A 14,263-nucleotide genomic window follows, 5' to 3' on the forward strand; every position below is an offset into this window, starting at 1 on the left:
CCATATCTGTTTTGATAACCTGAAATGAATCCACTATGAATAATGTAGGTTAAATAAATCACTGATCCGTTCTGGCTCTATTGTATACATCGGACGGAAATTATCAGAATTCATATAATCCAGAACTGCTTTATGCATCTGCCTTGCCACAATACGCTCGTCAGTATTTGTAGTAAGATCCATGGTAGTCATTATCAATTTGCCATTGAGCACTTTAGCTTCAAATAGCATACCAATCTTCCGGCTCAGGAACCAGGTATCTATGCTCTGTATTGTAGGCTGAAAATCGGACGGAAAGTCAGTGAACTGCATCACTTGGGCACGATTCAATAGCTCCCACCACTGCAAATTACTATGATATTCTGTCGGGAACTCACGGAACAAAGGATGCTTGGGATTTACCAGAATGCCCGTAGTGTGCGGAGGACGCATTTTAAACCAGGATGTATTCCAAAAAACAGGTGTAAACGTCTGAGACACCTCTTTCCCATAACTGACTTTACCGGCAGCAAGAATTAAAACTTTTCCACCACTTTGCAAGATATCTAAAGCCTTAGTATCTAACGTGTCCGTAGTATAAACATCATTCTGTACCAATTCCACCTTTTTGGGGTATACCCAGAAGTTCCAATCATTTACAGCTTCAGTACCCTCAATACGAACTTCCAGATTTAATTCCGTCGGTTTCTTTATCTCCCCAAGAGGAAATTCGATATGTCCCAAAACGTGAAGATTACCGATAGGAATGTCCTTATTCCCTAATGTATTGCGAGTATAGACTTTACCGTACACATCCTTTATGGTATACGTCACAGGGGCATGTTTCAAGGTTTTCTCACCGAAATGAGCAATTTCAATATCAGCAACGAATGCCTCATCATTCGTATATACAAACTTGTCCGTACGCATCAATGGTACAGTAGGTGAGCAGAAGCGCCTCCATTCTTGTGCATTAATATATCCTTTCTCTTCAAAGAACACATCAAGTACTCCTACAAGCGCCGTCCCCTGTCCTGAATAATCATTCAAGGCCAATAGTTGGAATCCTGCATAGTCAGGAGTACGCAGTGTCTTTTCTATCTCATACTTATAACATAACGCTTGCAATTTACCCGATGCCATCATAAAACAATGCGCTTGTTCTCCCATCTGGTTATCATTCAGAATATCACGGAATATTTCAAAATTTTTGGCTTTGTTCACTCCGGTATATTTCCGTATCTCGTTAAAATTAGGGAATACACACCACTGGCCTGTCTCATGTGATACGTATGGCTGACTCACTGTATCAATGCGGCTCTGCATGTGATAGTCATCGTTGGTTTGCGGGCGCTTTTGCCTCCAGGTAAGCCCACGAGCACCAGCTTTCACATGATATTGGTTACGAGGTTGCCATTGCCATCCGCCACCAACTGATGCTCCTGTATATACTCTACGCGGATCTGTATTCTCCCAATAATCCACGAATTTGGTAACCCAGTCCACCCAACGTCCGCTCGGCTCATTTCCACATGCCAACATACAATAAGAGGCATAATTACCATAGGCTTTGGTCAGTGCTATGGTTTCATCCATTAAATATTTGTCAATGGGCTGTCCCAATCCTAGTTTAGGACCATGATTAGGCCAACTTGGGCCTTCAGGCTGCAAATAGAATCCTACAAGGTCGGCAGCTATAAAAGCTGCTTCAGGAGGACAGAAAGAGTGGAATCGCATATGATTCAACCCATAACTACGACAAATGCGAAAAACCCTTTCCCAACTTTCCACATCCATAGGAGCATAACCTGTTAAAGGGAAATCGCAGTTCTCTACTGTTCCGCGCAACATCGTTTTACGACCATTCACATAAAACCATTTGCCTTTAATCTCAAAACGGCGCATACCAAACTGAATTTCTTTTACCTCTTTCCCTTTGCTGGTACTGATTTCAGCCGTCAGTTTATACAATGCCGGATTAAATTCATCCCAAAGTAGCATATCATCTCCCATAGGTAAAACAATCTCTTGCTCCGCGATGCCATTCATTACTTTTACATCGTAGGAAACAGCCGGAAGTACATGACGCTGTTCCGTATTAAAGCTCCTGGCTGACAGCTTCACTTGAGCACTTACAGTACTTTTATCCGAGGATTTAATCAGAAGTTTTACTCTTGCCACCTTTTGCTCTGGTTCCGGATATACCTGAATATCTTCTAAATAAACCTTTGGAGTAGTCTGCAAAGAGATACGTCCTACTATTCCATTCCAGTTTCCCTGCGTCTGATCGGTGATACTGTGTGAATCTGGTCCTACATTTATATCTTTAATACGGTTATCTATCCGGATAACTATCTTGCATTTACCAGGATTCATAAACTGTGTAACATCATATACATGTGCCACACATAAACTATTCTGCATACCTACTTTATGCCCATTCACCCAAACAGTAGACTCAATATGCGGACGTTCCAGAAACAGCACAATACGCTCTTTCTTCCAATCTTTAGGAAGATTAATTTCTTTTTGGTACCACGCTACTCCTACATAATGTTTATCAGGAGTTAAGAAAAAGGGGAGCTTCACATTTCCTTCTCTGCGATACTTCTCCATATACGGATTGTAATAATAGGAACTGTCATAAAGACTTCCGGTCCACCGGGTGCGAACTGTTACATCATCTCCCTTTAATCTTTCGGGCATTGAACCGGGCAACTCAATCACATCTTTCAGTGCTTGATTAAACCACTTTTCTTTCTCTCCTATATCCTGCCTGTCTATTTCAAAATTCCAGTCTCCGGATAAGTCAATTGTCTTCTGTGCACCCATCTGAATAACCGATAGAAGCGACAGCATAATTAATAGTATTTTTCTCATAATTAGTATATTATTATTTATACGAAAAGAGAGCGGCTTCACAGTCGCTCTTCTTTCTTAATTGAATTCAATCTCTACCTTAACATAACTTTTGTTTAAAATATATCCTTTATTCCCAACCTGGGTTCTGTGTCAAATTTGGATTTTTCAATCTTTCAGACTGAGGGATCGGGAACAAATACATTTTGTCATCCCATTGACGGCTAACAGTCTTACGTGTATAAGTGAATGTGCCATCTACATTCTTTGTAATCTTCATTTCGGTAATACTTTTCAATTTATCACCTTGTTTCCAACGACGAAGATCCCAAAAGCGGTGCCCTTCGAATGCCAACTCTACAAAACGCTCATTCTCATATTTCTTCCAGAAAGCATCTGTAGAAAGCCCTACTGCAAGTTCAGGCATACCGACACGTACACGAACTACATTTACCGCTTCCCGTGCAGACATCTTACCACCTTCTGGAACAACATCTGCTGAACCTGTAGCCTTAAATGCTGCCTCAGCATAATTCAGATAAAGCTCACCTGTACGGAAAGTCACCCAGTTATGCAGTTTTTCATTCGTTTTTCCTGCTTGAAGAACAACACCTCTGTTCATCATCTTTTTCAGATAATATCCTGTAGGAGTAGCTCCAGCTAAAGGTTCACCATGCAAACCACCATAATAGGTCTGCAATTCGGCTCCATTATAATCCGGCCATTTTTTCTCACCGTTTACAGCGACAGTCAAAGACAGACGGGGATCACGGTCCTTATAGGGATTCTGCTGATCATAACCACTTCCTGTCTCATCAATACTCTTTCCATTCAGCATCTCATAAGCATCCACCAAATTTTGGGTAGGACAGTTTCCTCCTTTTCCCCCTTCAACTCCCACAGGGAAATTATATGCTTCGTACTTATTAGAATTTCCCATACGTACTGCAAATATTATTTCAGAAGCCTTATAATTATCCTCAGCCCATATCTTTGCATAATCCCCCATTGTGTAGCCATTACTTGTAGCTGCATCCACTGCAGCCTGGCTGGCAACCACAGCCTGTTTCCACAAATTAGTATTATTACTTGTATTAAACAATGGACTGGCGGCATAAAGAGTTGCACGAGATTTCAATGCCAACACAAACATACGATTCACACGTCCCGCATTCACAGTAGCTGATCCCAGTTCTCCCCAGTCCATAGGAATGTCATTCATGATATCGTCACATTCATCAATGATAAACTTAAATACTTCCTGAGCAGGAGTACGAGTCAACGAGTTCACTTCATCTGCAGTAATCATTTTCGTAAATAAAGGTACATCACCATACTGTTTAGCCAGGTTGAAGTAGAAATAAGCTCTCAACGCACGCGTTTCATAAGGGAAATGCTTATATTGAAGCATATTTGTATGATAATCATCATTCAACATCTCCTCCGGAAAAGTAAGTCCCTGAAAGTCTTGTAAGAACATATTAGCCTGCTGAATAGCTTTATAACTATTTGTCCAAATAGTACCCCGAGCATCTACAGGACTCCATCCTCCATTAATAAAAGAATAAATAGGATTACCAGTATAAGCATATTCGGCTTCATCAGTAGTAGACGCGAGCATAGCACCCTCATAACTTCCAAAATCTGTATCCAGATAAGTATAAATGTTAGTGACTAAAGCTTTTACACGTGAAAAGCTATTATCCACATAATCCTTCTCATATTGAGTATATTCTTTAAAGTTCATTTCGTCATTGCACGAAACTAATAAGCCCGTACATACGATTCCAGCAACTATATATTTAATATTCATACTATTTTCTTTTTAATATTCACTAATTAAAAACCAACCGTCAGTCCTATTACTACATTTCGAGTCGTTGGAGTAGTTGAATTATAAGTTTCCGGATCCATCTGTCCAATATGGTCAAAACATAGCAAATCATTCCCCCTCACATATATCTTTGCATTGTTCACAATTTTGGTTTTAGCCAGTAATGACTTAGGCAATTTATAGTAAATTTCAATGTTACGCAATTTCAGGAACGATGCATCTCTCATCCACCACGTACTGTTACGGTAGTTATTCTGACTACTTTGAGAAGCTAAACGCGGGAAAAGCGCATTCTGATTTCCTGGTGTCCAACGGTTCTCATAATAGTATTGAGACAACGTAGTACTACTCAACAAAGGGCGATACATTGATGTCAGATCCAACATCGCAGAATAACGTCCTGTACCCTGAAATAATGCATTAAAGCCCAGATTTCTCCACTCTGCACCTATATTGAAAGAATAGAAGATTTCAGGAAGAGTAGTAGAATGGCCAATCGACACTACATCGTTATCATCAATTACATTATCCCCATTCATATCTTTATATTTGATATCACCCGGATAAACAGTAGAGTATGTTTGTCGCGGACTATTATCTATTTCAGCCTGATCTTTAAAGAGACCTACTGCAACAAGACCTCTCAACTGCTCCATCGGACGGCCTGTCTTGGCCAAATAAGAGTAAGCCACCGGTTCCTCACTTTGCTCCACTATTTTACTTTTTGCTAATGTAAAATTAGCACCAGCTGTAAGACGTACTTCACCAACTTGTTTGTTATAATTAGCACCCAATTCAAAACCCCAGCTATCTACGACACCACCATTGATAAAAGGAGGGGTAAAACCTAAGACAGAAGAATATTGACCATCACCATCTACCCAGATGTCCTTTCTACGCTGATAATAAGTATCGAATGTAACATCAAGACTGTTAAAAAGCGAAGCATCCAGACCGAAATTATACTTAAGTGCCTTTTCATGTACTGAATTCAAAGAAGCTAACTGCCCCATTGTCCATCCTCCATCATCCAGCTTAGTATAAGTCTCCGCAAAAGAATAAGTTCCATTTGATTTATATGTCTGCAGCCAGTATCCATCACCCGGAATGTTATCTGTGTTGATAACTCCAAAAGAGGCACGCAATTTCAGAAAGTTAATATACTTATTGTCTTTGAGAAAGTCTTCTTTAGAAAGTACCCATGCGGCTGAGATCGTTGGTGACACAGCCCATCTTTGGGCTGGAGCCAAACGGTTAGAGGCAGAAGCAACGATATTCAAATCCGCGAAGTAACGTCCCTTGTATCCATAATGAGAATAGAGTGAAAGATGCTGACGATAAAGCGAAGTATTTCGCCCACTAGAGTTACGATACTCATAATTCCACTTCAACTGTGAATATAAGCTGTGACTTCCAAAAAGACGATCGTAGTACAAACTACCATAGAAGTTAAAGCTACGCTGGAATGTATTAGTTTTACCCTCACCTATCGGTGTATCCTCACCTTGAGGAGTATTCAAGTTCGCTGTAGGAACACCATCCTCGCCCATCGTCACAGTATAAGAATTATAAACATAGGACTTTGAATGATCTTCTATAATATTGGATACATTGTCATAAGCCAACTGAAAAGAGCCGCCTAAACCAGGAAGAATAGACGATAAATCCTGGCGTAAAGTCATGTCTGCAAAAAGAGCACGTGAATGTCCCTTTGTATAAGCAGCTCCCTGAGATTGTGCAACCGGATTATAAGTACCCGGCCAAATGGAACTTCCTCCCCAAGTACCGTCTTCTAATCTGGCAGGAATAGCTGCAGCAGGAAGTTTATAAATCAAATTCCACAAATTGAGCTCTTTCTTACTATCATCAGGATCCTTTGCTCCCGGATGGCTTGTTTCTGACAAAGAACCGAAAATATTCGCAACCAGCTTGGTTTTATCCGACAGATCAATATCCAGGTTAGTACGCAAATTAGCCTTCGAATATTTCTCTTGAGTAGAGTATCCTTCATTCTGATTGGCATTGTTAATGAAACCCTTATTTACCTGCAGATTTACCGCTGTATAATAACGGAACTTTTGTCCACCACCACGGAAATCCATATTATAATTGTTGGTTGCTCCAGTATTTTTGAATACTTCATCCATCCAGTTCACATTAGGGTAATAGTAAGGATACTGACCGCTTTTAAAAGCAGACAGCTCATTGGCCAAATACATAGGGGAACTCCCCTCATAACCTAATGCTTCATTCATAGCACTGGCATAAGTGTGTGCATCAACAAATTGAGGACGGCGAGGCTGCCAGTTAATAATATGATCATAGGTAAAGTTAATTTCACGAGAATTATATTTACCTCTTTTAGTAACAACGTTTATTACACCATTAATGCCTTTATAGCCATAAAGAGCAATAGCAGCCGCGTCCTTCAGCACTGTTATACTTTCTACTTCTTCAGCCGTAAGATATTGAATATCACGTTCGATGCCATCTATCATAATCACCGGTGCACTGCCCGATATGGACTGAAGCCCCCGAAGATAGAAAGTAGGATTTCCTTCCCAATAAGTACCGGTTTCCTGCAAGGCAGTAAGACCCAGTATATTACCAAACATTGACTTGTTAACATTCTGAGAAGAGCGATTATTGAATTGTTGATTAAAAGCAGTAGCTACTGAAGAGGTCGATTCAGCAATTGTCTGTTGACGCTCGTACCCCGCATGGATAGCTTGATCTGCATATCCCATGACAATATTCATAGGCTTCTCCGTAAGCACATCAACAGTCTTCTCACTCTGATCAGGAGCAGATATTTCCAGTTGAGCCCCCTTTTCAGCACTAATCACAAACTTACCGTTAGTGTCTGTAGATACAAATACATTCGGATTATTTACCACTGTAACCAAAGCACCCGATACCGGATTTCCCCAACGGTCTGTTACACGTCCAGAGACATTACCGTCACTGTTCTGTGCAAAGCCATTCAGCGAAAAGCTAAGAAGAAGTGATAATACAAGTATCTTATTTTTTTTCATGTGTATTCAAATTTTATTCATAATCTATTATTAATTACCAGCCGGGATTCTGAATCAAATAGCCTTTTTCGATTTCAGTTTGCTTGATGGGTGAAAGATACCATTTGGAATCAAATCCATTAGTCCACCATACACGCTTATTGGTAGTAATAGGTGTAATTTCATATTCAAATTTCGAGGGGAAAGGAATGTTTGCTTCCTTATCAGTTCCCTGCCACTTATCATTATCTCTCTTGCCATCATCACCCAAACGATAAATAATCAGTCCATGAAGAGGCTTTTCGAACACATCTTTCATTTTATAACGAATCAGATCAAAATAGCGGCTATCTTCAAAAGCCAGTTCGCAAGCACGCTCATTTAATATGAGATTGAGAAGAGCTTGCTTATCCGTGCGAAGATTCTGTCCAGGATTGCATTTCACTGCATCACCCAATCCTACACGTCCACGTACTTCGTTAACCATCGCAATAGCACCGTCAAAATCATTCTTAGATTGAAGCATAGCTTCCGCATAAGTAAGATAGAGGTCTGAAAGGCGCAAATACGGCCAATGTATAGGGATACCTTTAGTAGCATTATCCGCAGATGTAGATTTCCTAGCATCAATCATATGCTTATTATTCATAAACCCAGATCCCCACATACTGGAAGATTGTTTTTGTGGATTAGTTCCTGCTTCTGCTCCATTTATCCAGCCTTCCCAAGGATCACCGCTCATCTGTCCATTAGCACTCAAACTACGTGGTACTCCATTTACTTGAATAGATTCATACATACGCGGGTCACGGGTCAATATCGCATTTTTAGCATCATACTTAGCATTAGGATTAGCCCACTCCACAAATATTTCATTCAATTTTCCATCTTTCTCTGCTTCATTCCAATCGAAAGGTCGTCCATCCGCCCAAGGGAATTTACACATAAACTCCCACGTAGGAGATCCGATACGACCAGCATTAGAAAGTCCTGAACTGAAATAGTTACCACTTAAGCTTGTACTTGTAATACGCGTTGAATGAAGCACCTCTTTACTGTCACGATAGTAATAAGCATGACGGAAAGTATAACGATACTCCCCAGGAGTCGGATTAGCCGACACTGGCTTCTCCAAGTTATAAAATCCTTTACTTCTCAATTCTTCGAAGAACTCTTGGCAAGCTGTATAGCACTGATCCCACAACTCTTTTTTATAACCGCCATACCATACTAACCTCTGCATTTCGGCTTCTGAAGCGCCACCGGCATACGCCACATCATCATTGAAAAGAGGAGAAGCTGCAAACAACAGCACTTTACACTTCAGTGCCATGGCACCTGCACGTGTCCAACGTCCCATATCATTCTCAGCATTATCATAATTACCCGATACGGTGTTACTGCTGGAGAAAGCCCAAGGGAGATCACCTTTAGCTTCATCAAGTAATCCTACGATGAAATTTACAGTTTCTTCTACCGTTGCACGCGGAATATCATACGAAGTTTCAGTTCCTGTGAATGTCTTTCTAATAATAGGCAGACCGCCATAATGACGAAAAATATTATAATAAGCGGCGGCAATCAAACATTTGGCTTGTGCAACCATTTCTTTCTTTTCAGCCTCTTTAATTCCAGGAACCGAACCTATATGTTCTATCAAATTCCAACCAGCACGAGTAGTTCCCCATACATTGTTTTTTATAAAATCAAATGCACATCTATCCGATCCGTCGCCGGCAGTACGGTTACCAGAATAATACGATTTTACAGTACCACATCCTGTCCAGAATATCTGATACATATCCGTTAAATAAGATACGCAATTAGCCGACCAATAATTCATCGGATAAGGAAAGCTGCTACCTTCTCCGTTAAACCAAGGTAACCCATAATATTGACTGCGATACAATGCATTCAGATATTGTCGGGTATATTCCGCACTATTAAAAACTGTATCTGATGTTACATCTCCTCCCGGTGCCTTGTCCAAAAATGAATTACCAAAAGCAATCTCATCAACACAAGAACCAAAAGAGAAAGACAGACTCATCACAGAGGCTACAAGCCACATATATTTCTTTTTCATATAATTCTGCTTTTTAATATTATTTTATTAGAAGCCCAGTTTCAAGCTTAAAGCAAATGATCTCGTTAATGGATATTGCTGCGAGTTACTGGTTCTGGATTCCGGATCACCATATTTAAACGGTGTGAAAGTTAACAGGTTATATCCCGTCAGTGATACAGAGCAATTGTTCAGCTTCATCCTCTTCATAAACGGAAAATTCAGTTCATAAGATATCGTTGCATTCTTCATACGCATATAGCTGGAATTCACCACATAAAGTGTAGATGATGCATAATTATTGGTTCCATTATCCTGCGTTGCACGAGGATAAGCAGCACTCTGTGACGGATTATCCGGAGTCCAAGTACTTTCATACTGGTACATTAGCAAACCACCTTCAGTAGTTGTATTGGCAGTCGTAAATGGACGCCGATAAATATCAGCCAACTCACGACTGACATTCCATGCACCGGTAAACTGCATAGATACGGTCCACTTTTTCCAATTAAATCCTAAATTCAGGCCTAAAGTATACTCCGGGTCATCAGTATAAGTACCCAGTTCACGAGAACCGTCATTTGTATCAATCACCCCATCTTTATTCAAATCCACATATACACAGTCACCCGGTTTCAACTCTCTTTCACCATGTTTAGGGAGAGGTATTCCAAATTCCTTTTCATAATCCGCCTCAATACCCTCATAATAATATTTATAGAATTGATAAATCTTACGCGAACCTATACGGTGTCCTTTTTCCAACATATAATCATGAGGTTGGGGTGCTTCTTTTTTCTCTATAATCTCATTCTGGTTATAAGAAAGATTAGCACCAATCCAATAGCGGAAATTAGAATTGAGACGATCGTTCCATTTTAAGGAGAGTTCCCATCCCCAGCTATCTACCGAACCCAAATTAGCTTTAGGAACCGAAAAACCAATAATAGTCGGAGCAGTTTCATCAACCAACAAAATATCACGGCGTTTTTCTATATAATAATCTACATTGGTCTTCAGACGATCATCAAAGAAATTTATATCAATTCCGTAATTCTGTTTGAAGGACTTTTCCCATGTTACATCTTGATTATTTTTACTCTTTTCATAAGCACCGCTCAACGTAGTTCCTGCACCATAACCAAAATTATAACCAAAACCATTATCTTTTCCAAGTGAATTATTACCTACACCGTAAGGGTCAGCCAGGTAATAAAAGCGGGCACTACCGGTTTTATCATTACCAACAAGTCCCCACGATCCACGAATCTTCAGAAAATTGATAACTTTCTTCAACGGCTCAAAGAATTTTTCCTCACTAATAATATAACCTATCGAACCTGCAGGAAACCAGCCAAAGCGTTTCCCCGGTGCAAAATTTTCAGAGCCATTGTGTCCTACATTCAAATCAATCATATAGCGATTGTTATAGTCGTACGTAACACGTCCTACCATACCCACATAGCCTGTAGGGACACCTGAATATTCACTGGGATAATATGTCTTAGACTGATTATACATCAATAGAGCACCTACATGATGCAAACCAAAGTTACGGCTGTAATCAAGCCCAGCCTCCATATACCAGTTACGCCCCACACCACTTGCAGGCTGGCCAATACTCAGTTGACTATTATCTCCACTTTTCTTATATAAGAACGAACCGTCTTCCTGTAAAACCGGTATATAAGTTGCTACTCCAGCTGTTCCAGTTTTACGCTCATAAAAACTACTATTGTATGAACCTTTTAGTCTGAGAGAAAGTCCTTTCGTTACAAAATCCAGTTTCTGTTTCAATCCAATATCAGCAGAAAGTCTATTATTACTTGTAGCAATAAAACCCTTTCCGTAGTACTGACCAATCGGATTACCACCTACAAACGGAAGACCTTCTTCCTCACCTTGATAAGTAGTATATTGTGTAGATCCAACCAAAAACTTACCATCTACAAGACCAGGACTTGAAAATGGAGGCGACCAATATATTTGTTTTACTATATTATTTACACTTCCAGTATTACCCTTATTTGCATTATCAACACTACCACCTACACTAAAAGACAAAGTTGTTGTATTAGTTACATCAATGTCAACATTTCCACGATAAGTAAAACGCTTATACTGATAAGAGTTATCATATTTTTGATCAAACTGTTTAAGTAAACCACCTTCTGTATAAGCACCGGCTGAAAGAAAATAACGCACCGTCTTCGTACCTCCGGAAATATTTACATTATTACGTGTCTGAAAAGTAAAATCCTTTAATACGCTATCCGTCCAATCCGTATCAGGAAAACGTAAAGGGTCAGAATGAGTGCGGAACTTTTCTATGATTGCATCAGAAAACTGAGGTATTCCGTCATCATTTAGTCTCATTTGGTTATGATATAATGCATATTGATAAGCATTTGCCATCTCCAGCATTTTAGTAGGCATCAGAATACTCTCCGTAGAAGAGAAAGAAATTTTTGCCTTACCTTCACTACCACGTTTGGTCGTCACCAGAATAACGCCATTCGCACCACGTACACCAAACACAGCTGTAGCTGACGCATCTTTCAATACTGTGATATCTTCAATATCATTGGGATCAATTTCATTCAAATCCCGCTCCACACCATCTACTTGAACCAAGGGGTTGGCATCATTAAAAGTTGCCTTACCACGAATAAACAATTGAGCAGCATTAGAACCCGGTTCACCTGAATATTGAACGGAGGAAACGCCAGATACGGGACCTGCCAACATACTTGAAATAGTACCTGTAGGAATTTGAGTTAAAGTTTCACCTTTAACACCGGAAATAGCACCTGTAACAGTCACTTTCTTCTGTGTACCATAAGCCACCACCTGCACTTCCCCCAACATTTGGGAATCTTCCGATAAAGTGATCTTCATATTCCCGGCAGTTGCTTTCAAGACCTTTGTCTCATAGCCAATATATGAAATCTTAATTTTAGTGCCCACTGGAACATCCAATTTGAAATTCCCATCAAGATCGGTAATTACTCCAACCTTGCCATCTTCCGACACGACATTAGCCCCAATGATAGTTTCTCCATTACCATCTACCACAACACCTTGAATACCCCTCTGCTGTGCATAGAGGTTTACGGAAAGCACTGATAGCAATGTAATGAAGAAAAATTGCCTGAATTCATGCAGGCAACCAAACAGATTGTTTTTTCTTCTGTTCTTCATGCATTCTTTTTTTTAGTTAACGATAGTATTTTTTAGTTCTCAAACAATAAATGTGCTGCAAATATACCTGTATATACAATCCGAAATAATATAAAATTGTACGTAAGCATGTAATAATGGACACCTGAATAAAATAACACCATTACATCACCTCCCAGCCCAATATTTCCATATTCGTGTACGAATTTCCATCAAATTCACAGAGTCTTTAAAAGAAATCATTGGCAAGTACCATCTACTCCCCATACGATTTTGAAGAAAATGATTATTAACCATTCATAATGAAATTAACTCCCGGTAACTAATACTCTCTACTATTACTACCATTTAATAATGTAGCTATAAACACTAATTCGTCCCCTTATAAGGGAACGAAATGTTCCTTATAAGGGGACGAATTAGTATTGACCAAAAGAAGGGTTACTACCTTACCTTTGAGGATTAGTATTTATAATCTGTACCAATAAACGCAACCTGCTCAAAATCTTTCAGATTATGACGTATAATCCAATCAATATAAGTCATAAACATCCAGGCAGTATATTGATATCCGGCTGCATTAAGATGACCTCCCATGAAGTATTTGGAACGAAAATAATCTTCTTTATTATACGACGGCGCATATTTATATAAATCTATTACATACACATTCTCAAAGATATCGGACATCCGGCGCACCACTTCATTGTATGCCTCATTAGTGGATTCCTCTTTAGGACGTGTAACAACAAATATCTTCGCATCAGGCTGTATACTCTGGATACGTTGTATGATTCCAGCATAACATCCTGTATAAGTCTGGGCATTTTGGGTATAATCATCTTTATTTATATCCGATTCCACATTACCAACCGGATGTTTCTTATATGTATCGTTCACTCCTAAAGCAATAATATATGCCTGTTTGGGTTCGGCTTTAGCATCTATATTGTTATTTCTATTTTTAGGATTATTCCAAAAACGCTCTATCCATCCCCTCGCCGTTTCTCCACCTTGTGAATAATTATCTCCTTTCGCTCCGGTTGCATAGCAAATGAATTGTCCCCAGGAATATTCATATAGATCAGCATATCCTTTACTTCCATCCGATTTATGATATTCGTGTTCTCCGCTACATAGAGAATCGCCAATAAATCCCCATGAACGAAATATGGAACAAAAACCCGGTTGCTGTGAAACTACGGCAATCGGATTTTCATGAGTACCATTTCCATCTTCATTATTCGAAGCATAGCCTAAAACTGTCCCTGTGAATAGGAGCGTAACAACGATTCCCGACACTAATAATATTGATTTAGCAATGTTTTTCAT

At 39.6% G+C, this 14,263-nt stretch carries 6 protein-coding genes; all 6 read right to left on the reverse strand.

The window, feature by feature from the left end:
• Window positions 1–33: 33 nt before the first annotated feature.
• On the reverse strand, window positions 34–2,838 hold the full coding sequence (locus DW182_RS18240) for a sugar-binding domain-containing protein (RefSeq protein ID WP_370449829.1): 2,805 nt from the start codon (window positions 2,836–2,838) through the stop codon (window positions 34–36).
• Between the two features lie 130 nt (window positions 2,839–2,968).
• The gene (locus tag DW182_RS18245; RefSeq protein ID WP_118296427.1) at window positions 2,969–4,651 is read right to left on the reverse strand and encodes a RagB/SusD family nutrient uptake outer membrane protein; all 1,683 of its coding nucleotides are present in this window, start codon (window positions 4,649–4,651) and stop codon (window positions 2,969–2,971) included.
• 26 nt (window positions 4,652–4,677) lie between these two features.
• The gene (locus tag DW182_RS18250) at window positions 4,678–7,707 is read right to left on the reverse strand and encodes a SusC/RagA family TonB-linked outer membrane protein (protein WP_118296428.1); all 3,030 of its coding nucleotides are present in this window, start codon (window positions 7,705–7,707) and stop codon (window positions 4,678–4,680) included.
• Between the two features lie 34 nt (window positions 7,708–7,741).
• Window positions 7,742–9,772, reverse strand: a complete 2,031-nt coding sequence (locus DW182_RS18255) for a RagB/SusD family nutrient uptake outer membrane protein (RefSeq protein ID WP_118296429.1) — start codon at window positions 9,770–9,772, stop codon at window positions 7,742–7,744.
• Between the two features lie 27 nt (window positions 9,773–9,799).
• Complete coding sequence (locus DW182_RS18260; protein WP_118296430.1) at window positions 9,800–12,952, reverse strand: TonB-dependent receptor; 3,153 nt, start codon at window positions 12,950–12,952, stop codon at window positions 9,800–9,802.
• A gap of 441 nt (window positions 12,953–13,393) precedes the next feature.
• Window positions 13,394–14,263, reverse strand: a complete 870-nt coding sequence (locus DW182_RS18265) for an SGNH/GDSL hydrolase family protein (protein ID WP_233564185.1) — start codon at window positions 14,261–14,263, stop codon at window positions 13,394–13,396.

Source organism: Bacteroides sp. AM16-24 (assembly GCF_003471885.1).
In the GTDB taxonomy this organism is placed as follows: Bacteria; Bacteroidota; Bacteroidia; order Bacteroidales; family Bacteroidaceae; genus Bacteroides.